The 18,996-nt window shown below is 49.8% G+C and carries 13 protein-coding genes and 1 tRNA gene; 1 reads left to right on the top strand and 13 read right to left on the bottom strand.

Annotated elements, in window-relative coordinates; translation table 11 throughout:
- Positions 1–5: 5 nt before the first annotated feature.
- The 12 genes from CIK99_RS03770 to CIK99_RS03825 all read right to left on the bottom strand — a co-directional run bounded on the left by CIK99_RS03770 (position 6) and on the right by CIK99_RS03825 (position 17,126).
- A complete protein-coding gene (locus CIK99_RS03770) occupies positions 6–902 on the bottom strand; it encodes an AraC family transcriptional regulator (protein WP_094379927.1) in 897 nt (298 codons plus the stop codon).
- A gap of 38 nt (positions 903–940) precedes the next feature.
- Positions 941–2,140: an AGE family epimerase/isomerase gene (locus tag CIK99_RS03775; RefSeq protein ID WP_094379929.1), complete on the bottom strand. Its 1,200-nt coding sequence runs from the start codon at positions 2,138–2,140 to the stop codon at positions 941–943.
- A gap of 8 nt (positions 2,141–2,148) precedes the next feature.
- On the bottom strand, positions 2,149–3,549 hold the full coding sequence (locus CIK99_RS03780) for an MFS transporter (RefSeq protein WP_094379931.1): 1,401 nt from the start codon (positions 3,547–3,549) through the stop codon (positions 2,149–2,151).
- Between the two features lie 69 nt (positions 3,550–3,618).
- Entirely contained in the window at positions 3,619–4,782 is a 1,164-nt protein-coding gene (locus CIK99_RS03785) for a glycosidase (protein ID WP_094379934.1), read from the bottom strand.
- Between the two features lie 59 nt (positions 4,783–4,841).
- Positions 4,842–5,912, bottom strand: a complete 1,071-nt coding sequence (locus CIK99_RS03790; RefSeq protein ID WP_094379937.1) for a glycoside hydrolase family 26 protein — start codon at positions 5,910–5,912, stop codon at positions 4,842–4,844.
- A gap of 34 nt (positions 5,913–5,946) precedes the next feature.
- Positions 5,947–7,221: an acetylxylan esterase gene (locus tag CIK99_RS03795; RefSeq protein ID WP_094379939.1), complete on the bottom strand. Its 1,275-nt coding sequence runs from the start codon at positions 7,219–7,221 to the stop codon at positions 5,947–5,949.
- 445 nt (positions 7,222–7,666) lie between these two features.
- A complete protein-coding gene (locus CIK99_RS03800) occupies positions 7,667–9,118 on the bottom strand; it encodes a glycosyl hydrolase (protein ID WP_094379941.1) in 1,452 nt (483 codons plus the stop codon).
- Between the two features lie 23 nt (positions 9,119–9,141).
- Positions 9,142–10,410, bottom strand: a complete 1,269-nt coding sequence (locus CIK99_RS03805; protein ID WP_144007888.1) for a glycan-binding surface protein — start codon at positions 10,408–10,410, stop codon at positions 9,142–9,144.
- 23 nt (positions 10,411–10,433) lie between these two features.
- On the bottom strand, positions 10,434–12,194 hold the full coding sequence (locus CIK99_RS03810; protein ID WP_094379945.1) for a RagB/SusD family nutrient uptake outer membrane protein: 1,761 nt from the start codon (positions 12,192–12,194) through the stop codon (positions 10,434–10,436).
- Between the two features lie 58 nt (positions 12,195–12,252).
- Positions 12,253–15,444 (bottom strand): TonB-dependent receptor, encoded by a 3,192-nt coding sequence (locus CIK99_RS03815; protein ID WP_094379947.1) that lies wholly within the window; start codon positions 15,442–15,444, stop codon positions 12,253–12,255.
- Positions 15,445–15,686: 242 nt separating this feature from the next.
- Positions 15,687–16,688 carry a hypothetical protein gene (locus CIK99_RS03820; protein WP_144007889.1) on the bottom strand — a complete coding sequence of 334 codons (1,002 nt, stop codon included), beginning with the start codon at positions 16,686–16,688 and terminating at the stop codon, positions 15,687–15,689.
- A 356-nt stretch (positions 16,689–17,044) separates the two neighbouring features.
- Positions 17,045–17,126: transfer RNA gene (locus tag CIK99_RS03825), tRNA-Leu, on the bottom strand.
- 141 nt (positions 17,127–17,267) lie between these two features.
- On the opposite strand from CIK99_RS03825, the gene CIK99_RS03830 reads away from it, so the two are divergent.
- A complete protein-coding gene (locus tag CIK99_RS03830; protein ID WP_094379952.1) occupies positions 17,268–18,359 on the top strand; it encodes a mannose-1-phosphate guanylyltransferase in 1,092 nt (363 codons plus the stop codon).
- A gap of 221 nt (positions 18,360–18,580) precedes the next feature.
- On the opposite strand, the gene CIK99_RS03835 is transcribed toward CIK99_RS03830, so the two are convergent.
- On the bottom strand, positions 18,581–18,970 hold the full coding sequence (locus CIK99_RS03835; protein WP_094379954.1) for an HIT family protein: 390 nt from the start codon (positions 18,968–18,970) through the stop codon (positions 18,581–18,583).
- Positions 18,971–18,996: the final 26 nt, after the last annotated feature.

Consider the following 18,996-nt stretch of genomic DNA (forward strand, 5'->3'; position numbering starts at 1 on the left):
GAATATCAGACAATAATTTTTGTCTTATGGTAATACTCGCGGAACTCCGTCGGAGCGCATCCTTTTTTCCGCTTAAAGACACGGTTGAAGTTGCTCAGATTGTTGTAGCCACAGAGATAGCAAATGTCAGCTACGCTCTTGTTGGTATCGACAAGCATGCGCGCGGCATAACCAAGACGGATGTCGATGATATACTCGCTGACCGTTCTTCCCGTATGAAGCTTGAAGAAACGGCTGAAAGCCGTCTCGCTCATGCAAGCCAGCTCTGAGAGTGTCTTCAGTTTCAGGTCTTTGTTGTAATTCTTGTTGATATAGTTCTTCACCTTTAGAATACGCGAGCTGTGCTCTTCTATCACCACCTTGGCATAGCTCGTGGTGGCAAGGGTGCGTGCGCCTTCGCTGTTTGCCAGCACGTTGAGGATGCGAAGGAAGCTGATGAACGCCTCGAAACGGTCGGTGATGGAGCTTAGCTCCTGCAATTGGTTATACACCTTCATGATTGTCTCCATAGGGAAGACAAGTCCCTTGCGTGCCTCGTTGAGCATGTGGTAGATATGCTTGAATGGATTTTTCCCGAAGATGCCGTCGTTGGAGAGGTTGAAACGGAACTGGACGGTGATCTCATGTATGTCGTCTGTCTGACATTCGTTCTGCATCCATACATGTTCGAGTTCAAGACTGGTGATGAGCACGAGGTCGTACTCGCCGATCACCTCGTTGCTGTCGCCGACGATACGTCTCACTCCGGTAGCGTGTTCTACGAAGTTGAGTTCAAACACCTGATGATTGTGAATAGGATAGGTGAACTCCTTCTTATGGCGGTCGGCTATGTAGAGAATATCGTTTTCACCGAGAGGAGAGATCTCGTGAAGCACATGTTCGTTTGACGGTTCTTGTTTCATAATAAGGTTGTATTAGTTTACGATAATGAGGGAGAGACTTACTCTCCCTCTGTTCTTTCTATAATCTCCAGGCACATCCTTCCGTTGTGGTAAGGACATTTCCAGAATCCCGCCTTGTCGTCGTCGGTGTTGAGCGTGCCGTCGGCATGTCGGCTCCAATACCATTCTCCGTTTTCGCGGTCTATCAGATTGTCTTTTATATACTGCCAGCATCGTTCTGCCTTGTCGAGAGCCGTCTCGTCGCCGAAATACTGGTAGATATTAAAGAATCCCACCACTGTCTCTGCCTGAACCCACCAGTGCAGGTCGTCATCGACGTGGCCAGTGTCGAGGTTAGCCTCGTGAATCATCGAACCATCGGCATTGAGTCCTTTCTCCGATGCCTTTGCCACCATCTGCACTACAGGTTCCACCTTGGCGAGCACATCTTTGTCGCCGAGCACGAGAGCCGCCTCATGCATCAGCCACGAGCACTCGATGTCATGACCATAGCTTTCGAGATGTCCTGCACCGCGTGTCCAGTCGTTTTCGAAGAAGAGGTCGAGATGATGTGTCTCTGGATTGAGTATGTGGTCGGTAAAGATATTGATGAGATTGCGCAAGGCACGCTCGAGTCTCTCGTCCTTCCAGACGCGGAAGAGGTTGGTGTAAGGCTCGATGATGTGCAGATGAGTGTTTTGCGACTTTGGATAGTTGGCATCGAAGTCAGAGAGACGCATATCGGCAATCTCGCCCCACTCTCGTGTGCAAGCCTCGATATACCCGTTATTCTCGCGGTCGAACGAATGACTCTCGATAGTGTCGAAGAGACGTATGGCATAGTCAAGGGCTTCCTTGTCGCCCGTGGCACGCGCATACTCGCTCAGTCCGTATATCATAAACCCGATGGCATAGAATTGCTTTTTCGTGTCCTTTGGCTGTCCGAGATAGTCAAGAGACCAATATGTTCCGCCAAACTCCTTATCGTAGAAGTGAGCTATGACATAGTCTTTTGCCCGAGTGGCAGCCTCGAGATATTCAGGCTTGCGCAACACGCGATAAGCGGCGCTGAAGGTCCAGAGGATGCGTGCATTGAGGATGGCACCTTTCTCAGCCTCCTTGTGCAGCATTCCGTGTCCGTCGATACGTCCATAGAATCCTCCGTTTTCGCGGTCAATGGTTTTCTCGAGCCAGAAAGGCAGGATGTTGCCCATAAGCACATCCTGCATTTCCAGTCTTAGTTTGTTAGTTTGTTTCATTATTTTATTTATTGTTGATTTCTAATCATTCTGAGCTTCTTGCCGATAGACTCAATCTCCTCGGTCGTAAGCGGATAGAAGTTTACGACGATGATGCTGAGCAGAGCCACGCAGCAAGGAACGAACGTCATCAGATACCAGAGGTATTGAACCACGGCAGCCGGTTGTGTCACCACCTCGCCAGCCTGTGGCTGTATGTAGCCGATAGCAGCAAGCAACCACATAACCGAAGCGCCGCCGATGGCACCGCCAAACTTCTGCGCCATGGATGCGCTGGAGAAGATGAGTCCCGTAGAGGCGGTGTTGAACTTCAGCTCGGCATAGTCAGACACGTCGGCATACATACTCCATACGAGTGGCGAGATGATGCCGGTGAAGATAGAGATGAGGATCTGCATCACCATCATTCCCCACAGTCCGGCCACGCTGTCGGCAGGAAGGAAGAAGAAGAGCACGCTGAGCACCGCCAAGGCGATGTTACAGTAGATGAACGTGGATTTCTTTCCGAACCTCTTTGAGATAGGCACCGTGAGCGCGACTCCCACCATGTTGCTCACCTCTCCCACGCTGAGGAACAAGCCCGCATAGAACAGGATGGAGAGTCCGAAGAACGGCAGGCTCACCTCGCCGTTGGCACAGATGACGTATGTGAAGAAATATGCCACCACAGAGCCGCGCACGGTATTGAACAAGTTGCTTCCGAGGGCTGCACCGATGAGTATCCACCAAGGGCGGTTGTGGAGCAATGACGAGAAGTCGCTGCCGATGCTGACGTTGCTCTTGCTCTTTATATGCTCGCGTGTCATAAGGAAACAGAGCAGGAAGAGGATGAAACAAGCTGACGCTATAGCTATCATGGCAAACTGTGTGCCAGTTGCCTTAGAGCCGTCAAACATCGGAGTGAAGAAGTTGCAGAGCGGTTCCCATGCCGACAGGGCGATGAACGATCCGCCATAGGCGAAGAACATTCTGAACGACGAGAACACCGTCTTCTCGTTAGTGTCGTCTGTCATCACGCCAAGCATCGAGCCATAAGGTACGTTGATACCCGTATAAACCGTCATCATAAGGATATATGTGACATACGCCCAGACGAGCTTGGCAGCATATCCCCAATCGGGAGTGGTGAAGAGAAGAATACCACAGATAGAGAACGGAGCCGCCACCCAGAGCAGATAAGGGCGGTATTTTCCCCATCGGGTCTTGGTACGGTCGGCGATGATACCCATCATCGGGTCGCTGACACCGTCCCAGATACGAGTGACAAGCATAAGAATACCTGCATCCACGAGACTGAGGCCAAACACGTCGCTGTAGAAGATGGGGAGATAATACGAGAAGATCTTCCAAAACATCGACGACGACATGTCGCCAAAGCCGTAACCAATTTTTTCACTTAATTTTGCCATTTCTTTTTGATATAGTTAGTAATTAATATATCGTGGACAGCGCATAGGCCGCCCACGCTTATCATTTGATTAGTTCTTCCTGTTCTTTGCCACGAGTTTCTTTATTGTCTCCACGCTATTGCCGGTAGAATATCCGTCCTCAGGAGTATTCATACAGTAGTCGATAAGACGGTCGATGGTGGAAGTGGCAACATGCATACGTGTGTCTGACGAGCCGTAGTAGATAAACACCTTGCCGTCCTCGTCGGCAATCCATCCGTTGGCAAACACCACGTTCATCACATCGCCTATATACTCGCCGCCCTCAGGCACCATAAAATATCCGCCAGGCTGGGCGATGACCTTCGTAGGATCTTCGAGCGAAGTCATATACATATAAAGCACGTAACGCAGTCCGCTGGCGCATCCGCGCACTCCGTGAGCCAGATGGAGCCATCCCTTCGGTGTCTTTATAGGATGAGGACCTTCGCCGTTCTTCACTTCCATGATGGTGTGATAGTTGCGTGCGTTGATGATCTTCTCCTCGGTAATCTCTGCCTTGGTGATGTCATCCACGAGAGCCCATCCAATGCCGCCGCCAGAACCGGTATCGATGAATCCATCCTGCGGACGAGTGTAGAAGGCGTACTTGCCGTCAACAAACTCTGGATGAAGCACCACGTTACGCTGCTGGCTCTTTGTCTTCAGATCAGGCAGGCGCTCCCAGTTGATAAGGTCCTTGGTGCGTGCGATGGCTGCTGTTGCAGTGGCAGCCGAGAGGTCGCCAGGCATAGAGTCGTCGTGACGCTCTGCACAGAACACGCCATAGACCCATCCGTCCTCATGAGCCGTGAGTCGCATGTCATAGATATTTGTTGCAGGAATAGTGTCTTCGGGCATAGTGATAGGCTCGTCCCAGAATCGGAAGTTGTCCACGCCGTTGGGGCTTTCAGCCACGGCGAAGAAGCTCTTTCTGTCAGCACCTTCAACGCGCACCACGAGCACATATTTCCCATTCCATTTTATGGCTCCCGAGTTGAGTGTGGCGTTCATCATGATTCGCTGCATGAGATATGGGTTGTCCTTTTCGTTAAAGTCATATCGCCACTCTAATGGCGTATGCTCTGCCGTGAGGATGGGATTCTCGTACTTCTCGTATATTCCATTGCCATAGGGCAGTGGATTGTTTTTTCTGCTGAGTAGAACTTCGTGACGAGCCCTGAGGCTCTTCACTTTTTCATTGAAATCGGTCATTGGTTATAAAAATTATATGTTATCTATTATTAAATAATGTACTGTTATTATCTGCTGTGTTATCTGGTTTTCTTTATATCCTTACACATCAGCACCTTCTTGTCTTTGCAGAACCTCTTGAAGTCTTTCACCGTAGGTTTTCCAGGTGCTGCCACATAGTTCTCCTTTGGATTGTCCCATGCGTTACGCCAAAGCAGCACATAGCTGATAGGATATTCCTTCACCACGGGGAGCAATGTCTGTGTAAACCACTGTGGGTCAGGCACGTTCTGATAGCCCGTCTCGGTAAGTGCGATAAGTTTCTTTTGCTTCTCGCCCACCGCCTTCACCACGTCGAGCTCGCGGCGCAAGTTGTCCTGATACACCTTGTTGTCTGCCGAGAACTGATACACGTCGATACCAATCAAGTCAACATATTCATCGCCAGGATAGAACTGCATGTAGTGCTCCACGTCTTCCTTGTCGGCGAGGTTTGGGGAAAAAGCCCAGACAATGTTGTCGCATCCTTTCTCTGTCATATACTTATGTGTGTATTGAAACAGCTGGCGATATTCTTGCGAGGTGCAAGCCGTAGCTCCCCACCAGAACCACCCGCCGCTCATCTCGTGCCAAGGACGGAATATCACTGGCACCACATTGCCCTCTTTGTCCTTGCATGCTGCAAGAAATGCCACCACCTTATCGAGCCACTTGTCGTACTTTGGCTGCAAGGCGCCGCCTGGCAATATCGAAGTGACGGCATTGCCGGCAGGCTGGAACCACGAGTTCTCGTCGTTAGTGGGATTATAGGCATGCCAGCTGATGGTGATGATGCCTCCCCTCTCGTGTTGGGCCACAATCTCCTTTTGCATACGGTCGAACGGCACTCCGTCGAGATTCTTCTCCCATCCGAGTTCCAGTCCGCCAAGGTCGAATCCCATTATGGCGGGATAGTCGCCGGCTGTCTCGAGCACGTCGCTTCGTCCCTCATCCCATTTCCACGAACATCCATATACTGGATCGTCCTGATGTCCGAACATCACACCTTTAGCTTGCAGTTTCTCAAGCCGTTGCAGCAGGTCGCTTCCTGTTGAGGCTGCCACGTTCGTCGCTATAGCGAAAGCAGCAAGAAAAGAAAAAATCTTCTTCATTCGTTTTCCAAGTTAATATTGTTTAAGCACATTTTTACTCTTTCAATTCCTTCAAGAGCCAAGCCACCCATTCGTCCCATTGTTCCTGATACCAATAGTGGCCAGTCTGCTGATAGATGCTGAGAGCCTTTGGGGCAGTGACAGTGTTGTATGTCTCCCACATCGTTGTAGGAGGCACCACGACGTCGTTATATCCGAACGAGAACCATCCTGGCACCTTTATCCGTCTGGCGAAGTTGATGCCGTCGAAATATCCTGAGTTTCTCACCTTCGTCTTGTCGGGATTGCTGTCGCCATAGAAATAATGTGGCCATCCGCACGCCTTTCCTTCCAGCGAAGCCGTATGGTCGCACATGGCGGCATGTACGGCACCGAAACAAGTGACGCGGCTGTCGAGTGCTGCACATACTAACGAGAGCATTCCGCCCTGACTGCTTCCCGTCACTCCGAGGTTCTTTCCATCCCATTCGGGCAGCGAGGCGATATAGTCGATGGAGCGTATCGCGCCAGTGAAGATGCGTTTGTAAGGCATCTTGTCGCGGTTGTCGAGGTTGGCTTCCCAATAGCCGTTGAGAGCGCCGTTGTGCAGACGGTCATACACTTCCTGTTTCATTGTCACCGGTATGCCGTGAATGCCAATCTCAAGGGTTATCACGCCCTGAGAGGCCGACCACACGTCGCCGCCATAGGGGCGGCATCCGGCTCCAGGCACACGTAGCAGTGCGGGATATTTTCCAGGTTTCACTGGCACGCAGAGTATGCCGTATATCTTGCTTCCGTAAGCATTATTGTTATAGCTCACCTCATATACGTTAACGTCTTTTGTGCAACGCTCGGGCAGCAGCTCACGGTGCGGATCGAGCTCTGTCTTTCTCGCTTCGGCAATGGCGTTGCTCCAGAAGGCGTCGAAGTCATCAGGACATTCTGTCGATGGCACGAGTTTCTCTGGCGAGAAGGCGGCAGTACAGAGACCTGTATAAGTCTTTCCTTTCTCGTTATAGTTTATTGTCACGCGATAGAATCCTGGCTTGTTCATCTTTCCCTCAAAGCGTGCCGTACCGTCTTTCAGCGTGAGTGTTTTCTTAATAGTGGGATACATCTCCGGTCCGGCCTCATATTCCACGACAGCGTTGTCGATGGTAGTGCCTGAGCGCATCACCTTAACGTCAAACTTAGCCGTTTCGCCCACTTTATAGTTCCAATCCTTATGGTCGGGAGTAACGGTAATAGAAATGTTGTTTCCCCTAATCTGTGCCTCGGCTATCACTGCAAACAGCAACGAGAGCATTATGATAAATGTTTTCTTCATTACAGGTTTTTATGTATTTTAATTATTGTCGTTTAGCGATTAGGTGTGAGTCTTGAGAGAGATAGAGCGGGAGCCAAACGCCTTTGGCTCCCATTGCCCTAACCTAACTACTAACTATAAACCTAATCAAATATTCGTTGTGATACTTTATTTTTGTGGTGCAAAGTTAGCACATTATTTTGAAAGTCGATGATACTTTTTTTGCAAAATATGGCACAATATTGGCGAAAGCGTATTTTTTGTACTTTTTTTGCAGCTTTTCTTTCATTTTTCTACATTTTCAATAAGCATTTCACCATTATTTCTTATCATTATATATATAAATAATGTTGAAACTCAATTAATTGTAAAATCTACACTATTAATGTCAAGAAACGCAAAGTGGAGAGTAGGAATTTACACTACTCTCCACTTTTCTTATTCTTCCTATTAAAATCTCCTAACGTTATTCGGGCAGCTCGTCGCGAGTGATGACATACTTGGAATTCATCTGTGAGTTGAAGAACGCGTCGTCGTTGTACGGCGAGTTCATGTAGTCGCCGTTCCATGGCATAAACCAGCTCCACATGTCGCCGCCCTGCAGCATATTTCCTACTTCAGGCACTGCGCCACACTCGCTGAGCGTGATGATCTTCTTGCCTTTGGTAAGGTTGTAGAGGGCGTCGAAGTCGCTGATGAGCGAGAAGTGATACTTCGATGCGTCGTTCTCGTAGTAGTCGCGACCGATGATGTCAACATACTCGTCGCCAGGATAGTAGTCCTTGTCCTTGCCATCTGAGGTCCACACCCAGATGAGGTTGTTGACGCCCTTTGCCTTGAATGTGTCGAACATCAGTTTCCACAGTTTCTTATACTGTGCGGCGCCGTCATTTCCCCACCAGAACCAAGCCTGTCCACCGTCATACTGGTAGCGGTTGCCGGCAGCCTCGTGCAGTGGTCGCCACAGCACTGGAATACCTTTTGCCTGCAGGTCGAGCAGATAGTCGGCCACGACATTGAGATGCTTCAGTGCGAGGGTATTTTCCCATTTACCGCTGCGCACGGCATTCTTGCACGAGAACGGAGTATATGACTTGCCTTCCTCACTGACATAGAAGTGGTATTTTTCGGGGTTGTTGATGTCAGCCTCGGTCTCAGGCATGTTCCAGTGCCACATAATCGATACTATACCGTTGGCGTTTGCCCAGTTTTCCACAGGTGTGGTGTCGGTATAGTCAATCCAGTTGGCGTTGCCCAGCGGCTTGCTCCAGTGGAGGAAGAGGTAGTCGAAGCAGGCTATGGCGGGATACTTGCCGGTGCGATTGAATAGATCTTCTGCTGTGGATGTGCCCCAACCTCTGTCTTCGTTGGAAGACGCTGAAGCCGAGAGCACGGTTTTTCCGAACTGCGACTTGAGATACTGGTAGAGTTTCACCGTTTCCGCTGTGGCGTCGGCATTGACAGGCATGTCGGCTATGTCGAATCGTGAATCGTCAAACGTGCATACAGGTGCTGTGGAGAAAGAGAACGTGAAGTCAGACGCGAAGTTATATCCCTCGTCTCTCACCGTAGGTTTCATCACCGTCACCTTATAGGTTTTGTTTCCCTTGGTGTCGTAGGTGAAGACGAGTTTGTTGCCTTCGGCGGTAATGGCAGAGTCAGCCACATACTCGTCGTTGATCTTTATGCTCTTATGAGGCACTACCTGTATAGGTTTGTCATATTCGATGGTGAACACCTTGATAGTGTCGAGGTCGGCAGCACCATCCTGTGGGCTCACACTCACCACAACAGGAGCAACACCCTGACCGCGGTCAGGCTGGTAGTTGGCATTGTTGTCGCTGTTCTCGGGATCGGAGCACGACACTGCCATACCCATTGCTACCAAAGCCATTATGCTAAAAAATATTTTCTTCATATCTTTCTGTTGCTTTTATCAGATTAATATTCTGCGGGTTCTATGCGGAACTGTCCGAAACTGTGGTCAATCTGCCAGTCATCGTTAGAGTTGGGCTGGCATACAAACTCAAGGCTTACCCACTGGTCGGGTTCTGTGGGCAGCACAGAACCTCCGAGGCAGTCAACGAGAGGCAGTGATATTGTTTGCCACTCTCCGTAGGTGTTGTTAAGACCGTCGCTCACGGGGTCCCACTGGTTACGTGTAGCTCCTCCATTTAGTGTAATCATATATCCTCCGTTGCGACTTCCTGCCTTACCATTGTCGCCATAGTTATAAAACGGTTTGGAGGATGCTGTGCACACCTCAAACTTGAGTACATACTTTTCAGGGTTGGCAGATGCGTCAAGCCAGCGCCAGTTGCAACCCATACCAGTTGAGTTCCAGCTCCATGAACCGATAATTGACGATGAGAGATCCTGATTTTTCTGCAGACGGATAAACTGATAACCGAGGCATTTTGGGTCGCCACTGTTACCGCCCCATGTGAGCTGACTCTTCAGCCAGTCGTTCCACCATCCGAGGTCGCCATCCATGCTGCTGAACATCAGTTGGTCGCTCATTCTATAAGGAATGGTCTTGGTTTTGCGTCCGTCCATACCGTCCCATTCGAATGTGATGAGCGAGTTGTCTGGCGCGTCTTTCGGTATGAGTATGCCCATATATGACTCTGTGATAGAATCCACTGGCAGCACCTCGCTATATCCTTCCGCCTCGTTGTGTATGGTAATCTTCGAGGTGTTAGTCTCCTCGTCTTTCGAGAATCCGTAGAGGTCGAAGAAGTCGCCCATCACCTGCACCTTGTCGCCTTGGAGCGTAAACTCGTTTTTCAGTCCGTCGAGCTGAAGGTTGGGGATGTTTACAGGGAAATCCATAGTTACGGAGCCCTGCTCAGTGGTGTAAATCAACTTGTTGGTCACCTCCTCGGGAATCTTTCTCGGGATGGTCACATTGCAGAAGTCGCTCTCGGCATAAGCCGCATGGCGCACATCCACCTCGAGTCCGTTGAATGATATACTCTTGACGTGGCTCAGGTTCTTACCTTTAATCTTTATCATCTGATTGAGCACGCCTCCAGTGATGACCTGTGGCGTCGCCGAAGCGTCTTGTGCGTCGTAGATAGCCTCGATGACAGGAGCTCCGTTGCTTGCGTATGGGTCGTGCTGCGGGATATCGACGACATCACTACACGATGCCATCATCACTGCTGTTATCACGGCAGCTCCCGCCATTCTGAAATATATTGTCTTCATATCGTTTTTACTATTATCGTTGATTAGTTCCATCCGGGGTTGTTCTCGCTAATAGCGTCGTTAGCCGAAATCTCGTCGGCGGGGATTGGGTAGAGCAAGTTTCTCTCGGTGCGGTTCTTGTTGATGCCCGCATCGTCAAATCCTCCGATGGCATTCATGGCGTCGAGGTATATTCCCCATCTTATGAGGTCCCAGCGTCGGTCGCCCTCGCAAGCCAATTCCTTAGCTCTCTCCTCCAAGATAGAGCTACGCAGCGAGTTCTTTCCTGGATTGGCATCCATGAGGCGTGCGTTGCTACGCTGTCTCACTTGGTTGAGGTATTTGATTGCCTCATCAGCTTTGTCGGTCTCGTTGAGAGCCTCGGCGAGGCAGAGCAGCACGTCGGCATATCTCAGGAAAGGCCATTGCGCGTCGGTATAGTCAGAGGCTTTGTTTTTGCAGTCGGCATATTTGTTGGTGAAAGCCAGGCACTCCGACGAGGTGTTGTACTGGAAGTTGAATCCCATGTCCTTGAATTGCTGTTCCTGCTGTTCAGGCACATAATTGCCGTAGAGGTCGTATCCAGTCACTCTTGCGCGCCATGCCTGTGGATAATAGAAGGCGCCGTCGTAGCTGTCCTGATAGTAGTAGCGCCACACGTGGCGTACGCCGTCGGTGATGCGGTAGTCCTGGTCGTCAAAGAGAGCATACCAGTTGTAAGTGCATCCTACCCATCCGCCCGAGTAGATGAGGTCGCTGCTGGCGCTTGCCGAATATCCGCTGTAGAACGAGTGAACCTGGTTGCGGTATTTTGTCTCACCGTCGAGACATTCCACAGCCCACATGAATTCTGGAGCCTGTCGGTTGGCCGACGTCCAGAGGTCTTTATACTCGCTGAGGTAGTAATTGCCGTATTCTCCATTGGCAATTTTCTTTCCCCATTCCGCAGCCTTGCCATAGAGCTCGGCAGCGTTGAGCGCCTCGTATCCGCTGACGGCCTTCTTTGTGAGAGCCACGGCTGCAGGAGTGTTGCACACCTCAATATTCTTCTGGCTCAGCTGGTCATATACCGTGCGGTAAGGCTCGCCTGTGCGTATGGTGATGGGCGTTCCCTCAGGCATGGCAGCCGACGCCATGGTGCAATACACCTTGACAAGCAGTCCGGCAGCCGATCCTGCAGCCACATGTCCTTTCTGATATGCGGCATCGTCGATCTTGTACATCTTCGACGCTGCATCTTCGAGCAGGGCAATGATCTTCTCATACACCTCTGCCACCGGCATTCGCGGATCGTTATACTGTCCGCTCACCGCCACGTCGGTCTCTTTGAAAGGCACAGGTCCATAGGCTCTCACGAGGAGGAAATAGGCGAAAGCTTTCTGGAACTCCATCTCTCCGATGGCATTGTTCTTGTAAGCCTCGCTTACGTTGCCCATTGCCTCAATGTAACGTATGGCTTTGTTGGCGTCGTTGATGAGGTTGTACGGTCCTTTCCACATCTTGTCGAGCGAGCTTTCGCCCTGAAAGTCGCCGGCACCGAGGTGGCCGAAGAGCCAGTCGGGACCAGAGATGTAGTCGGCATCGAGTTCGAGCACACGTGGGAACTCTCCCCAGCACATCATGTCGTAGAGCCAGTTGCTATATACGCCGGTGACCCATTGGTCAACTGCCTCTTTGGAGTCGCCAAGGTTTTCCGGTCCAATAAAACTTTCGGGTTCCACCGTGAGCCAGTCGTTGCACGAGGTGTTGATCATCGCGCCGCTGCCCATGAGCAAAGCCGAAATAAATATCTTGTTTATCTTCATATTATCTTTTTATTATTTAAACTTCATTGACTTCGTCAATTCTTTCGTCATTCTTCAATTAAAAAGTGAGTCCAAGTCCGAAGGTGAATGTTCTTGATGACGGATAAGAGTAGATATCCACGCCACGACGTGACGAGTCGTTACCGAAGGCGTTCACCTCGGGGTCATACCAGCTGTAGTTGGTGATGGTAAAGACGTTGGTGGCGGTGAAGCTGAACAGCACCTGCTCGATGCCAGGAATGGGTCGTGGCAGACGGTAGCTGAGCGAGATATTCTTCAGTTTGAGATACGATCCGTTTTCCACGTAGCGGTCGCTGAGCAAGAACGTACGGTTATATCCTCCCGTAGCCTTTGGCCATGCTGCGTTCTCGTAGTTGTCGGCTGTCCATCGACTGTTATACACGTCGGTAGGAATATTTCCGATGTTAGCCACCTGCACGTCCATAAGGTTTCCGTTGAAGATGTCGTTGCCCACCGAGCCTTGTAGCAGGAAGCTCAGCGAGAGGTTTTTCCACGAGATATTGTTTGTAAGACCGAAGGTGAAGTCGGGGTTGGTGTCGCCGATGATGGTTCGGTCGGCCTCTGTGATGGCTCCGTCGCCGTTGAGGTCGCGGTATTTTATCTCGCCCACCTTGCTCAGCACCACGGCATCCTTAGCGGTGGCATATTGCGGGTCGGCCCTCACCTCTTGTATATTGTCGTAAAATCCGTCCTCTACATATCCGTAGATGGCGCCTATTGGGCAGCCGTTGCGCTGAATGAAGATATTGTCGGCTCCATACCACAGTGTGCGTGCAAACTGGTCGCCTTCGAGTCCGCCAATGGAGTTCTTGTTGAAGGCGATGTTGCCGTTGAGGTTCCATTTCCAGTCTTTGCCGTCAACGGGTGTTGCTCCGAGGGTTATCTCAAGACCTTTGTTGGTGACATTGCCCGTGTTGGTGAGCATGTTTGAGAAGCCGTTGCTTGGAGCGATGATCACCTCCTGGAGCAGGTCGCGCGTCTTCTTGTAGTAGAAATCGACGGTAAGGGTCAGTCTGTTCTTAAACCATCCGAAGTCAATACCTGCATTCCACTGCTTTGTCGTCTCCCACTTGATGTTTGGATCTACTGGTCCGCGCCACGAGATGTCGGCGGCACCTGACGACAGCGAGCCGCCAAACGGGAAGTTGGCAGTGTCGAGCTGCGAGTTGATGCGGTAAGAGCCGATGCCTTGGTTTCCTGTCTCACCGTAGCTGACGCGGAACTTGAGGTTGCTGAAGATGTTGAGGTCTTTGATGAATGTCTCCTCCGAGGCGCGCCATGCGAGTGCTCCGGAGAGGAATGTCGCCCACTTGTTGGCGTCGGCAAACTTCGAGCTGCCGTCGGTACGGAAGCTGGCTGTCATGATATACTTGTCGGCGAGAGTGTAGTTGACGCGTCCGAGGAACGAGGCGAGACGCTGCTGTCCCTTGTCGCCTGAGAGTGTGGCCTTGTCGAGTGCACGGCTGAGGTCGTTGGCTCCCGTGAGGTCGTCGGGGAAGTTGGTGGCCACCTGCTGGTCGCTTGTCCAGTTGCTGCTTTCGAGCGTGAACGCGCCCATCACGTTGATGTGATGTATCTTAGCGAAGGTGTTGTCGTAAGTGAGTATCGACTCGGCAGTGAGGCTTTTCCACGTGTTGTGTCCCACGCTGGCCTTTCCGTTGATAGGAGTTTTTCCTTCCTGTGTCTCACGTCCGTAGTAGCTCTTTCGGTCTTGTGAGTTATATCCCAGTCCGAGGTTTTGGCGGAAGGTGAAGTTCTTGAGGAACTTTATCTGCACAAACGAGCTACTGAAGTAGTTGGCTCCGTTGAGCTGGTCGATGGCGCTGCGCACGTATGCACCGGGGTTGGCGGCGAGCCAGTTGAGCTCGTCGGCTGTGGTGGTGTCCATATTCGGACCGTAAGTAGGAGGGAAGAGGAGTGCCGAGCGCACCACGCCGGTGTTGAAGCTCAGCGTGTTGGCAAAGTCGGTCACCGAGGATGTGAAGCTCTGATTGGTGCCCACCTCAAGCCAGTCGGTCACCTTGCGCGAGATGTTGGCACGCAGTGCATAACGCTTATATCCCGAGTTTTTGATTATACCTTCCTGGTCGGCATAGTTGCCCGAGAAGCTATAGTAGCCGCGGTCGTCGCCGCCGCTCACATTAATATTATAGTCTTGCTGGAAGGCATTCTGGAAGATCTCGTCTTGCCAGTCGGCAGTGCCGAGCTGTGTGGCATTGCCATATTCGTCGTAGAACCATCCTCCGTTGCGGTAGTCTTCTGGCGCACCGGTGTATTTTCCGGTGTTGTAGTTTGGATGTCCGTCGGGATAATACTGATAGCCCCATGTTCCGGGATAAGGCAGCGTATTTGACTTCGAACCGTTATAGTAGCGATCATTGAGGTTCTGCTCGTTCACATATGTGGCGTATGTCACAGGGTCGAGCATGTCGATCTTCTTTGAGATGTTCTGCCATCCCCATGTGGCGTTGAACTCAACCTTCGGCTTACCGGCCTTACCCTTCTTTGTCTGGATAAGAACGACACCATTAGCACCGCGCGAACCGTAGATGGCCGTGGCGGAGGCGTCTTTGAGCACCTCTATCGACTCGATGTCGTGGGGATTGATAAAGCTCAGAGGGTTTGACTGCTGTTCGTTGGTCGTGGCGCCATTGGACGGTGTGCTGCCTGATTCGAATGGAACACCATCAACGATAAACAGCGGTTGCGAACTGGTGGAGAACGAGTTGGTACCGCGCACCACGATGCTCATGCCACCGCCTGGTGCACCGTCGCTCTGCTGTATGTTCACACCGGCAATCTTTCCTTGCATACCGTGTGCCACATCGAGCGATCCGCCCTTCATCATGTCTTCTCCCTTGAGTTGCGACAGTGCGCCTGAAAGGTCGCTCTTTTTCATTTGTCCGTAACCCACTACCACCACTTCGTCCATCACCTTCGAGTCTTCCTTAAGTTTCACGGTGATGGTGGTTTTTCCTGCGATGTTGATAGTCTGACTCACATAGCCTATGCTCGACACTACGATCTGGGTCTTGCCCTTTGGCACGCTGAGCGTGAAGTTTCCGTCGAAGTCGGCAACGCTGCCCACCGATGTTCCCTTCACCATGACCGTTGCGCCTATTAGCGGCTCTCCTTGGGTGGCGTCGAGCACCGTTCCGCGGAGTGTGGTCTGTGCCATGAGTGTCATGCTGGATATGAGTGCTAAGAATAGCAATGCAATTTTTCTCATAGTTTTTTGTTTACGTTATTTATTTTTTGTTTATTTGTTGTCCGTTTCGTTTCTCCTCCCTGCTGTCTCCTCCTTTGACAATCGGTTTTTGTGGGAAGTCATCCCAATATTCTTTTTCCTTTCATTAGTTCTTTTTCTGATAGCTATGGAGTTAACTCCTTATATTAACTCTCATAATTAAACAATAGGGAAGCCATGGGCACTCTCGTTCCATGCCTTCCCTATGATACTGTAGTTATCTTTTATTTGTTGATATAAGTCTTACCGTTCATGATAAAGATCTTGGCACCGTTGCCCACACGCTGTCCGTTGAGGTTGTAACGAACGTTGTTCTGAGCCTTAGGAGCTGCGATGACGTCGCTGATGCCACTAGCTATCTCCTCATCTACTTCCTGCTTTGTCTTAGAAGTCAGATATACCTTCTTAACTTTGATAACAGTCTCGCCGTCGGGCTTTTCTGCTCCCTCACTTTGGAACGAATTCTGATAAGCATACTGCTCAATAGAGGCAACGCTTGAAATGTCGGCAGTAACGGTATAGGCAGTTTCTGATGCTGGCAGATCCATCTCAAATGCCAAGAAGTTAATCTTTCCATGACCAGTAACAGACTCTACCTCAATTACAGCAGTGTTGAAAGCCGAAACATCAGTAGCTCCAAGCCACTTGCTGTCCCATCCCCAGTCGCCTGCGGCAAGTGTGTGTGTTCCGCCTTCAGCATCAAGCACCATCACCTTCTCAATCTTGTCAGCCTCTGCCTTTGCAGCGAGATATTCCTCTTCGGTAGCGAAATATACGTCTTTTACATCAACCGTACCTGCTGACCCGGGATCCTGAAGAGCTATTGAGAAGACTTTGTCCGAGAAATCGATATTAAGCTGTATTGCCATAATACCACCACCAGCGTTCAATACGAATTCCTGAGAGCCTTCGTTGAACTCAGCTCCCCACTGTCCGACGGTTCCCTTGCAATTGTACTGTACGATAGCCTTCATCTTGGCACATGTAGCAGCACTATACTCAAATACGATATAGTCATGCTCGGAAGCATCATAATAAGTAACGCCAGAGTCATCAGCTGTACCGTTACCATTGTCGATTACGTCACCTTGTCCAAGAGTTGTGATGGTGTTCCACGACCAACCAGAGAATGTCATTGTTCCAGGAGTGAAGTTAGGAACGGTTTCCTTTGCACTTGCTGTCAAAGCACACAGTGCTACAGCGATAAGAGTAAAAAATTTCTTCATAATCATTGTTATTTAAATTATTAATGTTTTTGATTCTATTTTCGGTGCAAAGGTACGTAAAAGATTGATATCTTGATGATATTATTTTGCTATTTATTGATACTTTTCGCTCAAAACCATACAATTATCACAAATAATACTGCAAATTATATCAAAATAAAAAGTGTAATTTTACCACTTAACTAATACTTTTTCGACATTTCCTTGTTTTTTAGCTTTTCACCTCAAAGCTATCCTCGCCAAGCCTTCACCTCTTTATATATATACATGCGCAAGCCTGGAAAATCCAGAAATATCCGAATCAAAAAAACTGGCACAAAAAAAACCAAGCGAAACATTCTTCACTTGGCTTTCTGTACCCAGAGCCGGGGTCGAACCGGCACGGATTGCTCCACTGGTGTTTGAGACCAGCGCGTCTACCGATTCCGCCATCTGGGCCTTATTTCGGGTGCAAAGGTACAATAAATTTGTGAACTGACAAAGTTTTCCGCTAAAAAAATTAAAAAAATAGTGGATAATTCAAATATTATGCGTAACTTAGTGGCGCAAAAGAAAGAAAAACCTTAAAAATAAACATTTATGAACACCAAGAACTATTGCATAATATTGGCTGGAGGCAAGGGCAAAAGACTTTGGCCAAGCAGCCGCGACAATAAACCTAAGCAGTTTATCGACTTCTTCGGCGTAGGAAGGACACAGCTCCAAGCCACCTACGACCGATTCGTAAAGATAATGCCGAAAGACAATATCCTTATCACTACCAACCAGGAATACGCCGCAATGGTAAAGGAGCAACTGCCCGACTTGCCCGACGACAATATCGTCATCGAGCAGGTGAACAGAAACACGGCGCCAAGCGTGGCATGGGGCATGCTGAAAATAGCCAACCGCGACATCGACGCACGCGTGATAGTGTCGCCATCAGACCTCTTCGTGCTCAACGAACAGGCCTTCGACGACAATGTCAACACTGCTCTCGACCTCGTGGGCGAACACAACGTGGTGATAACCATGGGAGTGAAACCCACACGACCCGAACCGGGATACGGCTACATACAGCTCGGCGAACCCACACCCACCAAAGACGTATATCACGTCAGCTCGTTTACCGAGAAGCCTGAGCGCGAGTTTGCACAGGTGTTTGTGGATAGCGGCGAGTTCTACTGGAACACCGGCATGTTTCTCTCAAACATCACCACCTTCATTAAGGCTTGCGAGAAACTGTTTGTCGAACTGACCTCGCTAATAAAGGAGAAGCTGCGTCCCGAAGAAGTGACGCCGCCCAACCTGCTGAACTTCCTCACACAGTATTACTCCTCCTTCCCCAACCTGTCTATCGACTACGGCGTGCTCGAACGCCTCGACAACGTGTGTGTGATGAAATGCTACTTCGGCTGGGCAGACCTCGGCACATGGCACTCCATATACGAATGCCTGAGAAGGGGCGAGGACGACAACGTGGTGATAGACTCTAACGTGATACTCGAAAACTGCAAGCAGAACGTCATCAGGATACCGAAAGAAAAACTTGCCGTGATCAACGGACTCGAAGGCTTCATCGTGGCCGAACACGACAACGTGCTGCTCATCTGCAAAAAAGGAGACACGTCGGGATTGATGAGAAAATATGTCAACGAGGTACAAATGAAATTCGGTCCAGAATTCATTTAAAAACAGATAAGGAAGTTAAAGAAGTTAAGAAAGAAGTTTCCCTAACCGAAGCGGAAAGACTAATGTCTTTAACTTCCTTAACTTCTTTAACTTCCTTAACTTCTTTAACTTCCTTAACTTCTTTAACTTCCTTAACTTCTTTAACTTCCTTAACTTCCTTAACTTCTTTAACTTCTTTAACTTCCCTTTACTTTCAGAAGATGAGTTATAGATGAAAGTAGTTAGAAATTCTTTCTTATGCTTTCAGCTATCTGGCTGAACTCCTCCTCGGTGAGGCTCAGTTTCTCCTTGCGGAAGTCAACGTCGGCCTCCGAGTTCATGGGAATGAGATGGATGTGGGCGTGAGGCACTTCAAGACCGAGCACCACCTGTGCCACCTTCCTGCATGGGAAAGCCTTCTTCAGTGCTGCCGCCACGCGCTTGGCAAACACCTGATATTCAGCCAACTCATCGTCGTCCATATCAAAAATGTAATCCACTTCGCGACGAGGTATCACCAGCGTGTGACCCTTTGCCACGGGATTGATGTCGAGAAAAGCGTAAAACTTCTCGCTCTCGGCACATTTGTAGCTTGGTATCTCTCCAGCTGCAATCTTTGAGAAGATATCCATAGAGTGATGATGTTTAAATTAATTTA

Origin of the sequence: Prevotella sp. P5-92, from assembly GCF_002251245.1 — a bacterium.
Classification (GTDB): domain Bacteria; phylum Bacteroidota; class Bacteroidia; order Bacteroidales; family Bacteroidaceae; genus Prevotella.

Excerpts from the sequence above, each read along its gene's own strand:
- CIK99_RS03770 (WP_094379927.1), bottom strand. The coding sequence starts at position 902 with ATGAAACAAGAACCGTCAAACGAACATGTGCTTCACGAGATCTCTCCT.
- CIK99_RS03775 (WP_094379929.1), bottom strand. The coding sequence starts at position 2,140 with ATGAAACAAACTAACAAACTAAGACTGGAAATGCAGGATGTGCTTATG.
- CIK99_RS03780 (WP_094379931.1), bottom strand. The coding sequence starts at position 3,549 with ATGGCAAAATTAAGTGAAAAAATTGGTTACGGCTTTGGCGACATGTCG.
- CIK99_RS03785 (WP_094379934.1), bottom strand. The coding sequence starts at position 4,782 with ATGACCGATTTCAATGAAAAAGTGAAGAGCCTCAGGGCTCGTCACGAA.
- CIK99_RS03790 (WP_094379937.1), bottom strand. The coding sequence starts at position 5,912 with ATGAAGAAGATTTTTTCTTTTCTTGCTGCTTTCGCTATAGCGACGAAC.
- CIK99_RS03795 (WP_094379939.1), bottom strand. The coding sequence starts at position 7,221 with ATGAAGAAAACATTTATCATAATGCTCTCGTTGCTGTTTGCAGTGATA.
- CIK99_RS03800 (WP_094379941.1), bottom strand. The coding sequence starts at position 9,118 with ATGAAGAAAATATTTTTTAGCATAATGGCTTTGGTAGCAATGGGTATG.
- CIK99_RS03805 (WP_144007888.1), bottom strand. The coding sequence starts at position 10,410 with ATGAAGACAATATATTTCAGAATGGCGGGAGCTGCCGTGATAACAGCA.
- CIK99_RS03810 (WP_094379945.1), bottom strand. The coding sequence starts at position 12,194 with ATGAAGATAAACAAGATATTTATTTCGGCTTTGCTCATGGGCAGCGGC.
- CIK99_RS03815 (WP_094379947.1), bottom strand. The coding sequence starts at position 15,444 with ATGAGAAAAATTGCATTGCTATTCTTAGCACTCATATCCAGCATGACA.
- CIK99_RS03820 (WP_144007889.1), bottom strand. The coding sequence starts at position 16,688 with ATGAAGAAATTTTTTACTCTTATCGCTGTAGCACTGTGTGCTTTGACA.
- CIK99_RS03830 (WP_094379952.1), top strand. The coding sequence starts at position 17,268 with ATGAACACCAAGAACTATTGCATAATATTGGCTGGAGGCAAGGGCAAA.
- CIK99_RS03835 (WP_094379954.1), bottom strand. The coding sequence starts at position 18,970 with ATGGATATCTTCTCAAAGATTGCAGCTGGAGAGATACCAAGCTACAAA.